The sequence below is a fragment of the Amycolatopsis sp. NPDC051372 genome, from assembly GCF_040682095.1.
Classification (GTDB): Bacteria; Actinomycetota; Actinomycetes; order Mycobacteriales; family Pseudonocardiaceae; genus Amycolatopsis.
On the sequence record NZ_JBFBAF010000060.1, the window covers coordinates 1 to 19,143 of the forward strand.

The window sequence follows — 19,143 nt, forward strand, 5'->3', positions numbered from 1 at the left end:
TTGGAGCGAAAGCCGTGCCGGGCGAAGCCGACGAGCGGGGGAGCGGCGCCAAGATCGGCGAGCAGGCGCGCCGCAGCCGGTGCGCGGCGCTGGTCTTCGACCTGATCGGCGGCTACGTCGAGGACGATGTCGGCCGGATCGCTCGGGTCATCCGTCAGGTGGGCGCAAGCGGGCGTGTGGGCGAGGTACTCGCCGAGGCAACCCGGTTCGCCGCGTACCTCACCGCCGAGGCCCGCGCCGCGGGTGTCCGGCTGAGGGCCGCGCAGATCCGGACCGGGGTTCTGTCGCGGCTGGCCGCGACGGTGCCACCGCACCACGAGCTGGCCGTGTCGACCGCGTTGGACGCGCTCTTCGAGGGGCGGTTCCCTGCGGCCGCTGCCTCGTTCGGCGACGGCCCGGCAGGAGATTTGATCGCCCTCCACGCTCTGACCGCGTTCACCGCGATGCTCGGCATCCGCGTGTCCGCACCCGGCGAGTTCACGTCTGCCAACCTCGCGCTCTTGGCGTCGGTCCTGCACCCCCGTGACTGACTGTTCATTCCGGGGGTGCGCGGTGGGAATATCGATGAGAAACCGGTCGTGACGGCCCCTGCCCAAGCGCGTCGTCCCGGCGAAGACGGCGCGGCCATCGCCGGAAACAGACAGGTTCACGACGTTTCCGGTGCCTTGAGACACCACGCCGGTCGAGCCGGGAAGTTCGGTGCCGGTGGCGTTCGTGACCTCGATGCTGGTGCGAAGGGACCAGCTGAGGCTGTTCGAGGTCGGAGCTCGGGAGCGTCTCGTCCGACCTGAACGACGCGATGTCAGCTGATCTGCGGCCGTGGTCGGGGCCTGCGGCGGACGCGTACTGGCTGCGCACCCAGGACCTGTCCGCACTGCTGCAATCTGCGCAGAAGGCCAGCGAAGGTGCCTCTAGCGGTGTGGAGACCGCGGGGCGAGGTCGTGGCTGCGGTGGCGAAGACGCGTCGCAGATTGCGCAACTTACGGCGAAGCTTGTGCGGCGCTCCGTCCGGCAGGTCGGCCAGCTGCGGCGCGTACGTCCAACCGGCCAGCGAGAGCAATCGCCCGCCGGCCACGAGCAACCCGGATTGATCAACTTACCGAGAACACCTCGCTGTTCGTAAGACGGCGCGACGGACCGGCGCTAAGCACTTGCACGATGGCGCTGGTCGCTGTGCGCGCCTACAACGACCGCTGAACCGCACGCAGAGGGGCAAGGAAAATGAGCGAAACCAAGCAGTCACTCGAGGATCTGGCGATCCTCGAGTCGCTCAACCTTTGCTACGTCGAAGCCGACCAGGCTAGCGATACCGCGTGCTTCGGGGCCGTGCTCGCTGAGGATTTTCATCAGGTAGGTTTCAGGTGTCACGCGCAACCCTGAGGAGTTCTTCGCGCTCTGCACACAGACGTGTATCAGAGGCGTGATGGCGCCTGGGTCTGTGTCTCGGCCGGCGCGTCGCTCCGGGCACCTGCCCCGCCGCCCGCGAGACTCCTGGTCGTGAGACATCCGTGCACTTCGATCGGGACCGCACAAAACCTTTAGGCGTAGCCAACACCAGAAAGACGTGGCTCGATGCACAACGCGGCACCAGTGACGAACCCTGCCAGCAAGGTCAGGACGCTCCGGCTGGCATTCGTATCGGCGGTGGTCTCCCTGGTGGCCGTGTTTGTGGCGGTGGGTTCGACGATTCCGCTGTTCAACGTCTACCGGGCGGAGGACGGGTTCACCAACGCCGGAATCTCGATCACCGTCGTCGCCTACTCCGCCGCCACCCTCAGCACCTTGCTGACGCTGGGGCGGTTGTCCAATCACCTGGGTCGAAGGCCCACGTCGATCGCCAGCCTCGGCCTGCTCCTGATGGGCTGCCTGTTGCTGCTGAACGTGCACCACATCGGCGTCTTGATCGCCGGCCGGCTCCTGATGGGCTTCGGTGCCGGGCTGGCCAGCAGCAGTCTCACGTCGTACATAGTGGACGCCGCACCCGCCAGACCGGCGTGGCTGGCCTCGGTCGCCTCCAGTCAGACAGTCATGCTCGGCCTCGCCGTCGGCGCCATCGCCTCCGGCGCCCTCGTCCAGTTCGGCCCCTGGCCACGTGATCTCATCTACCTGGTCGTGATCGGCCTGCTTCTGCTTTCCATCGCACTCATCGTCGTCAGCCCGGAAACGGCCACTCCGACGCCGGGTGCTTGGCGGTCGCTGCGCCCCCGGGTCGGGGTACCCGCGCGGGCCAGGCACCTGCTTCCCGTTGCGGCAGCGGTGTTGCTCGCCACCTGGGCGACCGGGGCCTTCTATCAAGCGTTCGTGCCCGCGCTGGTCGAAGATCAACTCCACACCCGCAGCCCCCTCGTCCTCGGACTCGTGTTCGCCGCCTATATGGGCCCCAGTGTTCTCGGCGCTCCCCTCAGCGGCCGGTTCACCCCAGCAGCGGCCCAACGCCTCGGCATGACCGCCTTCCTGGCCGGCATGATCGGCATCATCACGGCGATCGCCACGGGCACACTAGTGCTGTTCATCACGGCAACCATCGTCGCCGGCGCCAGCCAAGGCATCGCCATGAGCGCCTCCACCCGGTGCCTGCTGTCGGGCAGCACCCTGGCGGACCGCGCGCCGATCTTCAGCGTCGTCTATCTCCTCAGCTACAGCGGTGCCACGATCCCGGCGCTGATCGCCGGGCAACTTTCCACCACCTTCTCGCTGCCGCAGATCGCCCTCGGCTACGGCGGACTCGCCCTCATCGCCACCCTCTTCACCGTCCTCTCCGCACGCAACCCGCAGGCCGACGCGACCGCGGAACCGCCGGGACGGTAAGTAGCCAGCCGGACAATCCGCGGTTGCCGGTCCGTCCGCGCGGGCCAAGCAAGTGTTCAGATCCAAATCGGACTGGAATAACCGGCAACAACTCGACCCGTTGCGCGCAGGTCACGCAGTTGGCGGGGCTCGTCATGCGCCGGGACTATGCCCGAGCAGATCGCGGCGGCGCTTCGCGCGGCCACGGCCGGTTTCTCCATTCGCCGCGCCGGGAGTCAGTGCCCGAACATGTGCACGGCCGTTTCCAGGCAGGTCACCAGGATCGATCACGGCCACCCGAGCGAGGGGTGGCTGGTGGTGCCTGTCCACACCGTACAGCCATGATCCTGAGGCGGTGGGCTGCGCGGCAGGGTCGTGTTCGACGTCGACAGTGTGAGGAATAACCTCCGGGGTTACTGGCCCCGGAGGTTCGGCATTGTCAGCTCCGTCCTAATTAGACCAGTGGGTTACGAGGTAAAGCGAATGTGCGGCTGCCGGCCTTGACGTCGCTCCCTTCGCGCACGGGCTCTCCCGTTACCCGCGCACGACCATGACGGGGCAGGGCGCGTGCTGAATCAGTGCCTGGCTCGTCGAACCGAGCACCAGTCCCTTGAACCCGCCGCGGCCCCGGCTGCCGACCACGACGAGCTGGGCCTTGCGGCTCCACTCCAGCAGCTGGTGGCGAGGCTGGTCGCGGACCACGACGCGCTGGACCGTCACGTCCGGGTACTTCTCCTGCCACCCCGCGAGGCTTTCGGCCAGCACCTGAGCCTGCTCGTCCTCTTCCGACTCACCTTCGACCAGGCCGTACTGGGTGGCGAGCAGGTAGTCCGAGTCGAACCAGGAGTGCACGGCGACCAAAGGCGCCCGCCGCCAGGCCGCCTCGTCGAAGGCCGCCGCCAGCGCTCCGAGGCTGGTCTCGCTACCGTCGACGCCGACTACCACCGGACCCGCGGGCTCGGCAGCCGGGCGGACGACCACAACGGGGCATTCGCTGTGCGCCACCACGGACACCGCGGTGGACCCGAGCAGCATGCCGGCGTACCCGCCACGCCCGGACGCACCGAGGGCGAGCACGCGAGCGTGCTTGGACTGCTCGACCAGTACCGGGATCGCCGGACTGGAGAAGTACTCGGTGCGGGCGGTGATGTCTGCGGTCACACGGGCGAGCTGGGCGGCCTTCTCGAGGTCCGCCTGCGCGATCGGCTCGATGGCCTCGATCGCCTTTTCCACGACGGGCGGCCCGGCTGTAGCGACGGCGATCGCCGGGTCGACGGCGGACACCAACCGCAGCGGAAGGGCCCGGGGTGCGGCTTCGGCGGCGGCCCAACGTACGGCGTCCAGCGCCTGGTCCGATCCATCGACGCCGACGACGATCGCAGGGTCTGTCATGAGGTCCACTCCTTTTCCGAGTACGGTTTCGGCGAACACCCCTACGCCGTTGTAAGGATACAATCGCTACCGGGCAGCAAGACATACGATCAGCCCGACTGGTCGAGCAAAAGATCTTGCCAGTCGAAGCCGATTCTCACAACACTGAGGCGCGTGATCGAACACTTTGCCGAATCATGGTATTTCGGCGGGGAGACGTGTCCCAATTCGCCGAGCAGACACAGGTTTTTGTACCAGTCGATGCACTCCACCGTCGCAATTTTCAGGTCGTCGATCCCTCGTGAGCGGCCCCGGTCGCGGACAAGTTCGGCATTGTAGAGGGAGTTCGAACGCCTCGGCTATAGCGTTGTCGTAGGATTCGTCTCTGCACCCGAGCGGTAGAGCGCCACGAACCGGACCTCGTCCGGATCGCCCTGCACCACGCGGATCTCGTCGGCGCCGTCGGCCTGGCGGCGCCAGATCGACATCTGAAGCGAGTCCAGGGCAAGGTCGCAGAGACCGGTGGCAGCCGGCCAACCCACGACCAGGCGCGAGAACTCGTCCAGGAGGAAATCGGCGTAGACCCAGCCGCCGGCGGTGCGGGGTAGCTCTGGTCCGTGACTCACAACCGGTTCTGCCTGGTTGCGGTGAAGTCGCGTTCGACCAGATCGCCCCGGCCGTCCGGTCTCGGCGGCAGGGTGAGTGGTGCGTGGGGACTTGTCCGCAGCAACCGCGAAACCGGTCTCGCGCACGAGCCGCTCGACCGTGCACCGGGCCACATCCACACCGTGGCGGTTCAGCTCGGCCCAGATGCCCCTGGCCCCGTATACGCCAGGGTTCACGGCCGCAAAACGTGACGGTGACCCTGCGACGGTAAGAGTCGACGTGGGCTCGACGCCGACCATTCACCCACTTATCGGAGGTTGATTCGCCGTGTCACGACTGAATGTTGCCGCTCCAGATGATGCACCCGCCGGCGTGCAGCGGATTCTCGCCGGCGTCGGCGCGCAGCTCGGTTTCGTGCCGGACATGTTCAAGGTCATTGCGTCGAACCCGACTGTTCTTGAGGCTGTCACGACGTTGCAGGGCAACTTGAGCCGAGTGCTGGACGCGAAGACCCGGCACAGCATCGCGCTGGCCGTGTCGGAGGCCAACGGCTGCGATTACTGCTTGGCGCTCCACACGTACGTATCGTCCGAATTCGGTCGTATGTCGAGTGAGGACATCGCCCTCGGTCGTGCCGGGAGCTCAGTCGATCCCAAGCGTGCTGCGGTCGCTCGGTTCGCCCAGCGAGTGGTTGAGAGTCGTGGGTGGGTCAGTGACGCAGATCTCGCGGCTGTGCGAGGCGCTGGGTATACCGACTCGCAGATCTTGGCGATCGTCGCGGTCGCGGTGCAGGCTCTGTTCACCAACTTCATCAACAACGTCAACGAGACCGAGATCGACATCCCCGCCGTCGACTCGGCCGCTGCGCCCAGCTGACCGGTGGCCCCCGGTAAGGCGGCAGGACCTCGTCTCGCGAACGCTCGGGATCGTCGCTCGGCGTTGATGTTGGCCGATGCCGGTTTCGAGGCAGTCGAGACATCGCCGGTCGCGCTCGCCGCCGCGCTCGGCCGGTCCGACGAACGCCACCAAGCCACCCGCGACCAATACCCTCGAGCACGCGCGACCGCCTCGGCCGACTCACCGCGCTGCGCGCCAACGACAACCCGGGCCGGCTTGTCTGTGAGAGCTTTTCACTTTTCCAGGCCGCTGCCTCACAGCTGGGGCACATTCGAAACGAAAGGAGCCGAACGTGATCGACGCCGATATGAGGCTGATCGTGGAGGCTGCGAAACTCGCCTTTGTCGCGACGGTGCGGCCAGATGGTTCGCCCAGCTTGTCGCCGAAGGCGTCGGCGCGGGTGTACGACGATGAGCACATCGCGTTCATGAACATCGCCTCACCCGGGACGATCGAGAACCTGACGGCGGACCCGCGTATTGAGATGAATGTCGTAGACATCTTCCGGCGCCGGGGCTATCGGTTCACCGGAACAGCGGCGATTCATGATCACGAATCGCCGGTCTACCAGTGGCTGCACCGCTGGCTGCTCGACCTGAACGGACCAGGCTACCCCGCGCACGAGGCTGTCTTGGTGCACGTCGATCGCATCCGACCGATCATGTCGCCCGCTTATGCGTTCGGTGGTGCCGAGGAAACCGGTCTCATAGCCGAATGGTCGAAGAAGTACCAGACTGGTCAGAGTGAAATGGAGAAAATGTGATGCGTGCTGCTGGAGTGCGTGAAGTCGGTGGCCGGGTCGAGTTGCTCGAGCTGCCCGAGCCCGATGGTCCCGGTCCGGACGAAGTGGTGCTTGAGGTTGAGACAGCCGGAGTCGGTAACTGGGACGACATCGTCCGAGCCGGGGCGTGGAATGTCGGCCTGACTCCGCCGATGGCGCTTGGTGTGGAAGTCGCCGGCACGGTTGTCGCGGTCGGTTCGCAGGTCACGGACCTTCGGGTCGGCGACGAGGTTCTCGGTCATCCGCTTCAACTGCGTCACCAGGGCTGCTGGGCGGAGCGTGTGGTTGTGGACGCGGGTCTGGTCGTGCTGAAGCCTCGTGGCGTGTCGTGGGAGCAGGCGGCGGCGTTCCCGGTGCCTGCGCTGACTGCGGAGCAGGTGATCTCCGAGTCGCTCGAGGTCGTCGAGAGCGAGACGCTGCTCGTCCACGGCGCTGGTGGCACGACCGGTGGGTTGCTTGTGCAGCTCGCTGCCCTGCGTGGGGTCCGGGTGATCGCTACTGCCGGACCGTCGAGCGCGGTTCGGGTAGCGCAGGGGGGAGCGGCTGAGATCGTCGACTACCACGACGCCAGGTGGCCCGATCGCGTCCGTGAACTGACCGGCGGCGTTGGCGTCGACGCTGCCGTCAACACCGTCCCTGGAGGCAGCGCCGACGCTGTCCTGGCTCTGCGGGAGGGCGGCCAGATGGCGACCATCACCGGCGACCCGCCGGCGGCCGAGCGTGGCATCAGTGTCGCCGACGTCTATGTGCGCCCGGACGCCACCCAGCTGGCAGAGCTCTGTGCGCTGCTGGGCGATGGCCGACTGGCGCTGTCGGTGGGCACCGTCCTGCCACTCGCCGAGGCGGCGGCAGCGCTCGAGCGCGCTGTTTCGGGCGCCAAAGGCGGCCCAGTCGTGCTTCAGGTCAGGCCCACACGCGCGGGAGACTGAACCCTCACCTACCAGTGCGAGCGCTGAAGCGCACCACAATGCGCGCCGGCGCCGGCCTGATCGGTTGCCGATGCCCGGCGGATTGAAACTCTTCGTATGAGGATGACTAATGCTGGGAAGGTGGGAATTCGCGCGCCATTTCTGCCGCGCGCGGCAGCGGTCGCTTGTCTGCGGCGATGACTCCGGGTTGGGTGATCAGCAGCGATGTCGCGCGTACTCGCACGTCCCAAGCGATGGTGGCGTTCTTGATCTGATGCCATCCGACGTCAGAAGAGTCGAAATCCGGGCTGGTGCATCGCCGTGCCACCGGCGGTGCACTCCTTGATCAGGATGCGGCAGACTATGCGCGCGTGGTCGTTCCCAGGCGCATCTGATGGCTGAGCGCCGCCTGGTGGCTCTCGGAATTCGTCGAGTTTCGCGGGGCCCACTGGGATCCTCGTCGAGGCCACCCGTGCGGGCCGCACCTTTTGTGGGGACCTGCAGGCATCATCGTTCGGACTGGAGAAGGCAACGGCAGGTAGTCCGCGATCGCGTCCGTAGTTGCCTTGGGCCTGGCTGCCGACGGTTGCCCATTGTTTGGGCACGTTGAAGCCCCGCTCGACCACATTGCGACCGCGGTAGTCGACCGAATCGAATACCGGCGGACGACACCGCGTGAGCCACGAGGCTTCCGATGCCCCGCCTGGTCAGCGGGCTCGGGAGCGACAGCGGTGATGCCATGGGAGCGCACATGCCCGCGGATCGCCCGGGACGAATACGCCTTGTCGCCCGGAGCCGGTCGGGGCGGGTGCGGGCCCGACCGCGCCCAGCCCGACGGATTCGCAGATGGCGCATCAGGCGCGCGAACATCGGAGCATCCCCGGCCTGACCGAGACCGACGAGAGCCACCAGCGGCCGGCCGCACCCGTCGAGCAGGTGATGGACCTTCGTGCTTCAGCCACCACGGGAGCGGCCATCGCATGATCAGGCGGCTCGCTCAGCAGGTCCGTGTAATTCGACCCGGCCCCCGGTGACACGACTGACGTTGGTGGCGTGCTGATGCGCCCGCGATCGTGGAATCCACCGACACCGCCCGATCCACCGGCCCAGCCGCGTCCGCTTCGGTAAGCAGACGTTGCAACACCACATCCCAAGTTCCATCGCCGGCCAGCCGTCGATGCCAGGTCCACTTCGCATCGGGTCGGTCCGGGTGCCGATCAGTCAGGTCCGTGACCTCGGGAAGCTGTTGCTGGCCCGGGCCGCTTCGACGCGGTTACCCCAGAACTCGCGGAGAAGTGGTTCACCGGGTCGGCATTCCTCGGTGTGGGCTCTGATCACCAAGGGCGAGGATCCCCCGCGGCGGGCTGTCCGGCGGTGCGGTCGCGCCGGTCGGCCTGGCGCAGCCACGTCAGCGCGTGTGACGCAGCCGGGATCGACGAACGCCACGTCCGCCGGGGCCAGGGTGAAGAACTGGAACAAGTCCTCCCGGCCGATCCCAGGAACTGAAGCCCCTCCAGCTCCTCGTCCGTGAACACCGGAGCGCCCACCGGCAACCTCCCACCAGAACCCCAAAGATGCCCTCGTCAAGAGCCCACCCAGCCATATCCGCCCGATTTTTTCCCGAATACTTCGCAGATCCCCCGCTGCCGGCGAGGGCGCGGTAGGGCGGCGCGACTGGAGGGTGTCGGCCGGTCGGTGCCGGGTGCGGCGACCGGGATGTTCCGTGTCGCGGTGTTGCGAACAGTCGCCTTCGCCCTCGAACAGGTGTAGGCAAGGTGTGAGCGAAATCCGTCCGTGCGTGGAGGTGTCGGATGGGGTAGGCGGGGTGCTGCCGGGCCGAGATCCGCAGGCCGAGGTATTGCACGAGAGCGACCGCACGCGCGTGAGTCGGCTGTTTTTGACTGGGCGCACGGTCATCCGGAAGGAGCCGCTGGGGCCGGATGCCGAGCGTCGGCTTCGGCATGAACGGGCGATGCTGGAGCGGCTGCGCGGTGTCGCGGGGGTGGCGCAGCAGCTGGAGGCGCCCCTGTACCCGAGGTCGATCGTGCTGGCGGATGTCGGTGGCACCAGCCTGGCGGGGCTGGCCAAGCCGCTGCCGGTTGATGTCCTGATCGGGCTGGCGGTGGGGCTGGCCCGGGCGGTGGCGGGGATGCACCGGCGGCGCGTGATGCACCGTGACATCAACCCGGCCAACATCGTAATCTCCGGCGATGGTGTCCCGTGCCTGGTCGATTTCGCGTTGGCGACCTCGTTCGCCGAGATCCGCCCGGAGTTCACCCACCACACGCTGATCGTGGGGACGTTGGCCTATCTGGCGCCGGAGCAGACCGGGCGCACCGGCCGGTCGGTGGACCATCGGGCTGACCTCTACGCGCTGGGCGCGACGCTGTACGAGCTGGCCACGGGGGAGCCGCCGTTCGGTACCGGGGATCCGCTGCGCCTCACCCGCGATCACCTGGCGCGGGTGCCGGCGCCGCCGGCGAAGGTGAACCCGGCGGTACCGGGGCCGCTGTCGGAGATCATCCTGCATCTGCTGGAGAAGGAACCGGACCACCGCTATCAGACCGCCGACGGCGTGGTTCACGACCTGGAGCGGGTGCGGGAGGTCCAGGTGGGTCCGGCGGCGGCTTCGGTTCGCGTTGGCGAGCACGATGTTCCGCTGCGGCTGTTGCCGCAGCGGCTGGTGGGCCGCGACGACGACGTGGGGACGCTGCGGGCGGCGTTCGAGAACGCGCAGGCGGGCCGGTGCCGGGCGGTGCTGGTCGGCGGGACATCCGGGGTGGGCAAGACCGCGCTGGTCGACGAGTTGCGGCCGCTGGTGGCCGGCCGGGGCGGCTGGTTCGTGGCCGGCAAATTCGACCAGTACCGGCGCGACCTGGAGTTCAACGGGGTCCACCAGGTGTTTCGGGCGCTGGGTCGGCTGCTGCTGGCCGAGCCGGAGGCCGAGCTGACCGAGATCCGCGCACGGATCTTGGCCGCGCTCGGCCCGAACGCCGGGCTACTGACCGCGGTGGTGCCGGAGTTCGCCTCGCTGCTGGCGGTGCCGTCCGATCCCGGGGATCCGCTGACTGCGCAGAACCGGGCGCAGTGGATGGGCGTGCAGGCGCTGCGGGCGGTCGCGTCGCGGGAACGCCCGGTGGTGCTGTTCCTCGACGACCTGCAGTGGGCCGGGCGCGGCGCACTCGGCCTCGTCGACATGATGCTCGACGAGGAACCGGTCGGGGGTCTGCTGCTGGTGGGCGCCTACCGCGACGAGGACGTGGACGCGGCGCATCCGCTGGCGGCGCCGCTGTCCCGATGGCGTCAGCAGGCCGGAGTGCGGCACCTGCGACTGGACAACCTGTCCGTCCCGAGCCTGGTCACCATGGTCGCCGAGATGCTGCACGCGGCCCCGGCCGTGGCGGCCGGATTGGCCGAGGTGATCGGGCCGCACACGTCCGGCAACCCGTACGAGACCGTGGAGCTGCTCAACGCGCTGCGCCGCGAAGGCGTGCTCACCGCGACCGCCACGGGATGGCGGTGGGACACGGCGGCGGTGCGCGCTCATCTGGGCCGGTCAAAGGTCGGCGAGCTGTTGGCGGCGCGCATCGAGACCGTACCGCTGCGGTCCCGGCAGCTGGTGGAGGTGATGGCCTGTCTGGGCGGCCGCGCCGAGCTGAGCCTGCTGCAGACTGCGGCCGGTGACCCGGCGGCCGAGGTGCAATCGATGCTGGCGCCTGCCCTCGCCGAAGGCCTTCTCGTGATGGAGCCCGGCGCCCACGAGGCGGTGCGGTTCCGCCACGACCGGCTGCGCGAGGCGATCCTGCGCGGGCTCGACTCGGGGCGGCGACGCACCTTGCAGCTCGCCACGGCCCGGCGGCTGGCCGAGGTGCCTGAGCTGTTCGCGGTCGCCGCCGAGCAGTACCTGCCGGTCATCGACGCGATCGACGATGGCGGCGAGCGGCGTCGGGTGGTGGGGCTGATGCGGCGCGCTGCCGACCAGGCCACGTTGATCGGGGACCACACGCTGGTGAACGCGCTGCTGGCCGCCGCGCTGCGGCTGATCGACCCGGGTGAGACCGCCACGCTGATCGCGGTGCACACCGGCCGCCACGCCGCCCTCTACGGCCTGGGGCGCCTGGATGATGCAGACGAGGAATACCGCACGATCGAAGCGCTGGGCCCCACCGCGTTGGACCGCGCGGCCGCGACGGCGGTGCAGGTGAGCAGCCTGACGCACCGGAACCGATTTGCGGACGCCATCGGACTCGGCATCGACTCGCTGCGTGAGCTCGGCATCACCGTGCCGGCGGCGGACCGGCTCGCTGTCGAGCTCGACCACCAGTTCGACCGCCTGTACCGGTGGCTGGACCGCACCGACGCTGCCGGTGATCTGGCTCGGCCCGACCTCACCGAGACCACACTACTGGCTACGACCCGTCTGATCGACGCAGTCCAGCCGGCGGCCTACTTCGCCGGCGGTGACGCCACGGGCGCCTGGCTGAGCCTGGAATCGCTGCGGATCTGGATCGAGCACGGCCCGGGCCCGACCCTCATCGGACCTGTCAGCGCTGCCGCCGTCGCCACGGTGGCGCGGTGTGGCCACCACGCCGCCGGGTACCAGGCGGTGCGCCGCGTCCTGGCGTTGGGTGAGGCCCGCGGCTACGAGCCCGGCACCTCCGAGGCCCGCCGCCGGTTCGCTCTGCTGAGCTGCTGGTTCGAGCCGATCGAGAACGGGGTCCAAGCCGCGGGGCGCGCCCGCGAGGGGTTGATCGCGGGAGGCGACCTGGCCAACGCCGGCTATACCTACCACCCGACCGCGCATTACCTGCTCGACTGCGCGCCGTCACTGGACGTACTCGTCGCCGAGGTGGAGGCGGGGCTGGCCTTCGTACGGCGTACCGGCAACGAGCAGACCGGCCAGTGGCTCGACAGCTACCAGTGGCTGGCCGGTGTACTGCGCGGCGAAAGCGTCGACACAACCGGTAAGGATGTCCCCACCGACAGGTACGCCAACAACCTGATGCCGCTCTTCCACGCGCATCTCGGCCACGCGCTCGTCGCCGCGATCTTCGGCGATCCAGGCGACCTGGCGCGGCACACTGCGGCGGCGATGCCGCTGCTAACAGCTGTGTCGGGTCTCTACCCCACCGCCGTGGCCCGCCTGCTGCGCGGGCTTGCCCTCGCCGAGCAGGCCCGCGCCCTCCATGGTGACGAGCGCGGCGGTCTGCTGTCCGAACTGGACGAGATGACGAGCTGGCTGGCCGCCCGCGCCGCGGACGCGCCGGACAACTTCCGGCACCTGCAGCGGTTGCTGGAGGCAGAGCGGGCCTGGGCGGTCGGCGACTTCCGCGCCGCAGCCCTCGCCTTCGACACCGCCCGGCGCGAGGCCGCCGGCCGGCAGCGCCCGTGGCACCGGGCCCTCATCACCGAACGCACCGCCCGCTTCTACCTCGCACACGGGTTGGAGCAGGCTGGCCGCGACCTGCTTGCGCACGCGCGGCAGTACTACGCCGCATGGGGCGCGACAGCGAAGGTCGCCCAGCTGGACTGGGCCTACCCGACCTCACGGCTGGGAGCACCCACGACCGGCGAGCCCGGCGGCGACCAGCGTGCCGGTGATCTCCGGCTGTCCTCAGCGGTCACAACCGGCACGCTCGACCTTCGCGGCATCCTCGCCGCGTCGCAGGCCCTCAGCTCAGAGACCAACATCGAACGCTTGCACACCCGCGTCTTCGAGGTGCTCAGTGCGATGACCGGCGCCACCGGCGTGCACCTGCTGTTGTGGGACGACGACCGCCACGACTGGCTGGTGCCCACACCGAACCACTCCACGGATACCGCCACGGCGGGCGGCCCGCACGAACGCGACCTGCCGATGTCGGCAGTGCGCTACGTCCAGCGGACGGCTGAGATCCTGATCGTCGACGACGCCACCCGCGATGACCGCTTCGCCCGCGACCCGTACATCGCCGGCCTCTACGCCTGTTCGTTGCTGGCCATGCCGATCCTCGGCCGCGGCGCGCTGCGCGCGGTGCTGTTGCTGGAGAACCACCTCATGCGCGCCGCGTTTGCCACGGAACGGCTCGACGCCGTCAGGCTCATCGCCGCGCAGCTCGCCGTCTCCCTCGACAACGCCCAGCTCTACTCCGACCTCACCGCCTCGCGCGCGCGTATCGCCGTCGCCGCCGACCAAGCCCGTCGGCGGATCGAGCGGGACCTGCATGATGGCGCCCAGCAAAGTCTGGTCACGCTCGTCATGCTCGCGCGGATCGCCCGAGCGGCCGTCCCGCCCGGGTCCGGCGAGCTGGGGGAACAGCTCTCGACTCTCGAGGCCGAAGCCGCCACTGCCCTGGACGAGCTGCGCGACTTCGCCCGCGGCATCCACCCGGCGGCCCTCGCCGCGGGTGGGCTGCGCCCGGCGCTCAAGGGACTCGCCCGCCGCTCCTCAGTCCCGGTCGAGCTGGCGGTGCAGGTCGACCGGCGCCTGCCCGAGCCGGTCGAGATCGCCGCCTACTACGTCGTCTCCGAGGCGCTGACCAACGTGACCAAGCACGCGCGGGCCTCGACCGTCCACGTCGAGGTCGAGATCGTCGACGGTGGCGGCGGCGTGCTGCGGATCCGGGTGCGCGACGACGGCCGTGGCGGCGCTGACTTCGCCGGCGGATCCGGATTGGTCGGGCTCAAGGACCGGGTGGAAGCGCTCGGCGGCCGGCTCTGGGTGCAGACTGCGCCCGGCGCGGGCACCGCCGTTCTGGCTGAATTCTCCCTGTAGCGCGTGGGCGTGGACCCGAACTGAACAGGAGTCACCTCAGCTTCGTGTGCCACCTCCGACGTCGCGGACAGTGCACGCGGTGGGACGAACCTGCCGGCACAGCCCGGCCCCTCCCGAACGGGCCTTCAGGTAGGCGCTCGACAGCGCTTGGGACAGGTTCGCGTGTACCCGTCCCAGCCGTCCCAGTGTCACCGCGCGGGCAGTCGCCCGCTGGCCAGGGGTTGTTCTTCGGACTCGATGCACCCGTCCCGCGGGCCGTCCCAGCCATGACAGCACCCACCCCGGGTGTGACACGAGGACACGTGGCGGCCGTGAACTTGCGCGGATGTGCGAAGTAGCGCGTCGGGTGGCAGCGGTGGTCGGCCGGTTGCGTGGCCGTGTCAGCCCTTGATGAGGTCGATGACGTGGCCGAAGTTGAGCTCTGATGCGAGCGCCGTCAGGTCTCCCTCGGCCAGCTTCGCCGCAGCCGCCTTCGTAGCTCCGAGGGCGTGCGTGTACGGGTCGACCCCAAGGCTGATCCGGCGGACACCGATCGTCTGGAGTTCCGCGAGGGTGGTCGTGTCCTGGGGGCTGACGAGGACGTTGACCGGTTTCGGCGCGACAGCGTTGATGACGGCACTGATCGAGGCCATGTCCGGCAGGTTCGGCGCGTACAGGACGTCAGCTCCCGCTTCCGCGAAGGCCGTGAGGCGGCGGATGGTGTCATCTATGTCCGAAATCCCCCACAAGAAGTTGTCTGTACGGCCGGTCAGAACGATCCGTCTGCGCGCAACTGCGGCAGCGGCCTCGGTGCGGCGAACCGCGTCCTCGAAGCCGCGAATCCGGTTGGAGGGGTCACCGGTGGTGTCCTCGACTCCGATGCCGGCGAGACGCCGGGCAATGGCAGCGTCGACAGTGGCAGCGACATCTTCGGGAGTCTCGCCGTAGCCGTCCTCGAAGTCGCCGTTGACCGGCAGTCCGCTCACGGACGTGAGCAGTGCGGCGTGGTCGAGGTGCTCGTCACGGCTGACGGCGTGGACGCCGTCGAGCCGGCCCAGTGTCGCCGCGAAAGCCGCTGAAGAGGTCGCGATGGCCTTGAACCCGGCCTCCTTGAAGAGCAGGGCCGACAGGCCGTCCCATGCGTTGGGCATGATGAACGTATCGGGGCCACGATGGAGTTCGACGAACTGTTCGTAGCGCGTCTGGGCGGCGATATCAGACATGGTGACGGTTCAGGTCGAGTTGCTCGAGGACCGTCGGATCTTCGGCGGACTGCTTGCTATCGTTCATTTCTTGCTCCTTACCCGTGCGGCTCGGCGTTCGCCGCAGGTGGGTCATCGTTGCGATGCCCCTGTACGCGATGCTGACGTGCACGGACGTTCCATCTGATACTCCAGCGGGACTTCGTGATCTTGGCCGGTGGGGCTGGTGAAGGCAGGCGCCGGCTGCCAGGGTAGACCTCGGATGGGGTCCTTTCACTGGGCCTGAACAGCCGCTCCTTCGATGTTCGTGCCCCGCTGCTACTGGCACTCGGGGTCTTCGCCGGTGGTGTCCTGGTCGAGTTTGGAGACTTGGTAGAGGGCGATGGCCCAGCCGTTTCGGTCCGTTTCAGCAGGATGCTGAGGTAGACGTTGACCGTCGGGCGGTCGGTGAAGGAAAAGTCGATGTTGAGGTTTCCGAGGATGAGGTCGTCGGAGAGTCGTCTGGTCTCCAAAACCGACTACCGCGCCTCCTACGATCTGCACTGGATGGTCGAGGACGGCTCGATCGTCGGCCTGCGCTTCACCCACTGCGGAGACGGCTCACAGTTCCCCGGACGCCACGCCTGACCTGCGAGCCGATCGCCCACACCCCGTGCGTCCGGACCGGACTCATCGCGCGCGGGCGCAAGCCTTGCTCCCGTAGCTCGGTTCGTCTTCTCTGGATGCGGAGCGGACGACAGGATTATTGCTCGCCTGCGTTGTCTTTGCTGTGGTCGCCCGGCATGGTCGCGTCGACGAGTTTCTGCGACGGCGCGGCCTGGTGGCGCGACTTGCCGAAGAAGCCGATCTCGCCTTCGGTGTGCATGCGCTCGATCATGTGCGGGTAGTGCAGTTCGAACGCGGGGCGCTCGGACCGGATCCGGGGCAGTTCGGTGAAGTTGTGCCGCGGCGGCGGGCAGGACGTGGCCCATTCGAGGGAGTTGCCGTAGCCCCATGGGTCGTCGACGGTGACGATCTCGCCGTAGCGGTAGCTCTTGAACACGTTCCAGATGAACGGCAGCGTGGACGCACCGAGGATGTACGCGCCGATCGTGGAGATCGTGTTCAGCGTGGTGAATCCGTCGCTGGCCAGGTAGTCGGCGTAGCGGCGGGGCATGCCTTCGGCGCCGAGCCAGTGCTGGACCAGGAACGTGCCGTGGAAGCCGATGAACGTGGTCCAGAAGTGCCACTTGCCGAGCTTCTCGTCCATCATCCGGCCCGTGATCTTCGGGAACCAGAAGTAGATCCCGGCGAAGGTCGCGAAGGCGATCGTGCCGTAGAGGACGTAGTGGAAGTGCGCCACCACGAAGTAGCTGTCCGACACGTGGAAGTCGATGGCCGGCGCGGCCAGCAGGATGCCGGTCAGACCGCCGAGGAGGAACGTGACGATGAAGCCCATCGAGAAGATCATCGGCGTCTCGAAGGACAGTTGCCCCTTCCACATCGTGCCGATCCAGTTGAAGAACTTCACGCCGGTCGGGACCGCGATCAGGAAGGTCATGAAGGAGAAGAACGGCAGCAGCACGGCGCCGGTGGCATAGAGGTGGTGTGCCCACACGGAGAACGAGAGGGCCGCGATCGCCAGCGTCGCGAAGACCAGGCCCTTGTACCCGAAGATCGGTTTGCGGCTGAACACCGGGAGGATCTCCGAGACGATCCCGAAGAACGGTAACGCGATGATGTAGACCTCAGGGTGGCCGAAGAACCAGAACAGGTGCTGCCACAGGATCGCCCCGCCGTTGGCCGGGTCGAACACGTGCGCACCCAAGCGGCGATCGGCCTCCAGGCCGAAGAACGCGGCCGTGAGGATCGGGAACGCGAGCAAGATCAGGATGCTCGTGACCAGGATGTTCCAGGTGAAGATAGGCATCCGGTACATCGTCATCCCGGGCGCGCGCAGACAGACCACGGTGGTGACCATGTTGACCGCACCGAGGATCGTGCCGAGACCGGATACGATGAGGCCAGCGATCCACATATCGGTGCCGGGGCCTGGCGTGTGGGTGGCCTCCGACAGTGGCGTGTAAGCCGTCCAACCGAATTCGGCAGCACCTCCCGGCGTCAGGAATCCCGAGATGACGATCAGGCTGCCGAAGAGGTAAAGCCAGTACGAGAACGCGTTGAGCCGCGGGAACGCGACGTCGGGCGAACCGATCTGCAGCGGCAGCACGAAGTTCGCGAACCCGAACAGGACCGGGGTCGCATACATCAGCAACATGACCGTGCCGTGCATCGTAAACAGCTGGTTGTACTGCTCCTGCGAGAGGAACTGGAGCCCGGGCCGGGCCAGCTCCGTGCGAATCAGCATGGCCATCGCACCGCCGGCCATGAAGAAGGCGAACGCCGTGACCAGGTACATCACGCCGATCTGCTTGTGGGCCGTCGTCCGCATCAGCCGAAGAAGCGCCGCGCCCTTCGTGAAAACGCGCGTGCGATAGGGCCGCGTTACGACCGGGCTGGGCGTGATGGTCGGCATGACTTCCTCCGGCTGGATGCTGGACTGTTTGCTTTTTGATCCCGGGTCCGGAGGCTGTGAGCCGTTCGACGGCACCGGTCCGGCCTGATCTTTCGTGGAGAACTCACCTTGTCGGACCGAAAAGTTCAATCCGGACCCGGTTCCAGGTCTTGGTCCGAGGCGTCTTGGGCACGAACTGCAGTCCTGTCGCTGTCTGCCACGATGGGGGAAGGATCATCAGTCGCCCTTGTACCGTTCTTCCCGCTACGGGTCACCGTGGTCGTCACAGCCGTTGGTCTCCCAGCGCGCTGGCTCGTTATCGGCCGTCAGGGGTGCTTCCCGAAACCCACTTGGCGCTCTTACCGCGCTGGCTGAAGCGGAGACCCGCTTGGCAACGGTGCCTGGGCACGGTCGCGCAGCCAGACTGAGTTACCCGTGGATGCTCACCGGGGCCGACACCTCACCAGGACGGCGCGGTGAGCGTGCCGGAAGCCCGCGACCTGCTCGCCGCCCTCGCAACGCGGCTGGGCCGCACCCCATGGGAACTCGACCACACCATGTGGCGCCAACCAGTGCGCCCACTGACACCTGCGACGAAGAGCAGCTGCGCCAGCCCGCGGATGGTGGGAGATGCTCGAGCGGCCTCGGGCCCGCGACGGGCTCACCGTAGCTTGCCGCGCTCGACGTTGCTCGTGATCACCGAGCGGACCGACTTCGCCGCACGGATCCACTCGCGTACCAGGCTCGTCGACATGGGGATGTTGCGCCCGCCGGCGCCCCCGTGGCGCTTAAGCCCTGCGAAGCGGAACGACCAAGCCTGCTCGACCTTTCGACGAGCTCGAACACCGAGGCATTCGATACTCGCAAATCCTTGCCGGCGGAGTCCAGCCGCTCGTTGGATTCAGCCATACGCGCTCTCCTCTGTACTGGTCTTCTTGTCGGCGTCAGTCGACGATCGATTCTTACCGCCGGCTGACGCCGACACACCAGCTTGACCCGAATCAGAGACAGATCCTCATCTGCATGTGACAAGGCCACACGCTCCACCGGGATCAAGTCGGGGTACACCAGCGACGGAGTGCGGCAACACTTGATGGTCAGCCCGGCTGCTTCTCCGTCTTGGGTCTACCGGAAGTTTGACATCCAATGCGTACGTCCAGGCGGTGAACAGTCCGATGAACACCAGCGCCCGCCGCCATTCCGAACCGGGCGGCCCGCCTCGTCACGACCCCCACGAGATCATGCAGAGGTTGCCGAGGAACTGTCCCGCAGGCAGCCCCACCACCGTTCCACCCGAAATACCCGCCGCGATGATGGTGATGGCGCGAGTGTCGCCGGCGGGGCCCCCAGCTTGGGTCCGGTGT

At 67.8% G+C, this 19,143-nt stretch carries 15 protein-coding genes and 1 pseudogene; 8 read left to right on the top strand and 8 right to left on the bottom strand.

Annotated elements, in window-relative coordinates; genetic code table 11:
• Positions 1-530, top strand: a 530-nt coding sequence (locus AB0M56_RS48540) for a hypothetical protein (protein ID WP_364189864.1), incomplete at its 5' end; no start/stop codon positions are given.
• A 709-nt stretch (positions 531-1,239) separates the two neighbouring features.
• Here AB0M56_RS48540 and AB0M56_RS48545 read toward each other — a convergent pair.
• Positions 1,240-1,401 carry a hypothetical protein gene (locus AB0M56_RS48545; protein WP_364189866.1) on the bottom strand — a complete coding sequence of 54 codons (162 nt, stop codon included), beginning with the start codon at positions 1,399-1,401 and terminating at the stop codon, positions 1,240-1,242.
• Between the two features lie 171 nt (positions 1,402-1,572).
• Here AB0M56_RS48545 and AB0M56_RS48550 point away from each other — a divergent pair, with 171 nt between their 5' ends.
• A complete protein-coding gene (locus AB0M56_RS48550; RefSeq protein ID WP_364189869.1) occupies positions 1,573-2,808 on the top strand; it encodes an MFS transporter in 1,236 nt (411 codons plus the stop codon).
• Between the two features lie 513 nt (positions 2,809-3,321).
• Here AB0M56_RS48550 and AB0M56_RS48555 read toward each other — a convergent pair.
• From AB0M56_RS48555 to AB0M56_RS48570, 4 genes and pseudogenes are all read right to left on the bottom strand, one after another.
• Complete coding sequence (locus tag AB0M56_RS48555; RefSeq protein WP_364189872.1) at positions 3,322-4,179, bottom strand: universal stress protein; 858 nt, start codon at positions 4,177-4,179, stop codon at positions 3,322-3,324.
• 89 nt (positions 4,180-4,268) lie between these two features.
• Positions 4,269-4,430 carry a hypothetical protein gene (locus AB0M56_RS48560; RefSeq protein ID WP_364189875.1) on the bottom strand — a complete coding sequence of 54 codons (162 nt, stop codon included), beginning with the start codon at positions 4,428-4,430 and terminating at the stop codon, positions 4,269-4,271.
• Between the two features lie 87 nt (positions 4,431-4,517).
• Positions 4,518-4,784 (bottom strand): hypothetical protein, encoded by a 267-nt coding sequence (locus AB0M56_RS48565; RefSeq protein ID WP_364189912.1) that lies wholly within the window; start codon positions 4,782-4,784, stop codon positions 4,518-4,520.
• Between the two features lie 120 nt (positions 4,785-4,904).
• A pseudogene (locus AB0M56_RS48570) lies at positions 4,905-5,063 on the bottom strand (IS3 family transposase); the annotation flags it as partial.
• Positions 5,064-5,091: 28 nt separating this feature from the next.
• Between AB0M56_RS48570 and AB0M56_RS48575 the strand changes: the two are divergent.
• The 5 genes from AB0M56_RS48575 (at position 5,092) to AB0M56_RS48595 (ending at position 14,104) form a co-directional block, all read left to right on the top strand.
• On the top strand, positions 5,092-5,640 hold the full coding sequence (locus tag AB0M56_RS48575) for a carboxymuconolactone decarboxylase family protein (RefSeq protein WP_364189878.1): 549 nt from the start codon (positions 5,092-5,094) through the stop codon (positions 5,638-5,640).
• Between the two features lie 313 nt (positions 5,641-5,953).
• Positions 5,954-6,424: a pyridoxamine 5'-phosphate oxidase family protein gene (locus AB0M56_RS48580; RefSeq protein ID WP_364189880.1), complete on the top strand. Its 471-nt coding sequence runs from the start codon at positions 5,954-5,956 to the stop codon at positions 6,422-6,424.
• Complete coding sequence (locus AB0M56_RS48585; protein WP_364189883.1) at positions 6,424-7,371, top strand: NADP-dependent oxidoreductase; 948 nt, start codon at positions 6,424-6,426, stop codon at positions 7,369-7,371. Before AB0M56_RS48580 ends, AB0M56_RS48585 begins: the two co-directional genes overlap by 1 nt.
• 825 nt (positions 7,372-8,196) lie before the next feature.
• Entirely contained in the window at positions 8,197-8,334 is a 138-nt protein-coding gene (locus AB0M56_RS48590) for a hypothetical protein (protein ID WP_364189885.1), read from the top strand.
• A gap of 739 nt (positions 8,335-9,073) precedes the next feature.
• Complete coding sequence (locus AB0M56_RS48595; RefSeq protein ID WP_364189888.1) at positions 9,074-14,104, top strand: AAA family ATPase; 5,031 nt, start codon at positions 9,074-9,076, stop codon at positions 14,102-14,104.
• A gap of 380 nt (positions 14,105-14,484) precedes the next feature.
• Here AB0M56_RS48595 and AB0M56_RS48600 read toward each other — a convergent pair whose 3' ends face one another.
• The gene (locus AB0M56_RS48600) at positions 14,485-15,306 is read right to left on the bottom strand and encodes an isocitrate lyase/phosphoenolpyruvate mutase family protein (RefSeq protein ID WP_364189891.1); all 822 of its coding nucleotides are present in this window, start codon (positions 15,304-15,306) and stop codon (positions 14,485-14,487) included.
• On the bottom strand, positions 15,299-15,457 hold the full coding sequence (locus AB0M56_RS48605; protein ID WP_364189893.1) for a hypothetical protein: 159 nt from the start codon (positions 15,455-15,457) through the stop codon (positions 15,299-15,301). Before AB0M56_RS48605 ends, AB0M56_RS48600 begins: the two co-directional genes overlap by 8 nt.
• A 308-nt stretch (positions 15,458-15,765) precedes the next feature.
• On the opposite strand from AB0M56_RS48605, the gene AB0M56_RS48610 reads away from it, so the two are divergent.
• Positions 15,766-15,912: a hypothetical protein gene (locus tag AB0M56_RS48610; protein ID WP_364189895.1), complete on the top strand. Its 147-nt coding sequence runs from the start codon at positions 15,766-15,768 to the stop codon at positions 15,910-15,912.
• Positions 15,913-16,027: 115 nt separating this feature from the next.
• On the opposite strand, the gene ctaD is transcribed toward AB0M56_RS48610, so the two are convergent.
• Positions 16,028-17,800: a cytochrome c oxidase subunit I gene (ctaD, locus tag AB0M56_RS48615; protein WP_364189898.1), complete on the bottom strand. Its 1,773-nt coding sequence runs from the start codon at positions 17,798-17,800 to the stop codon at positions 16,028-16,030.
• Between the last annotated feature and the right edge of the window lie 1,343 nt (positions 17,801-19,143).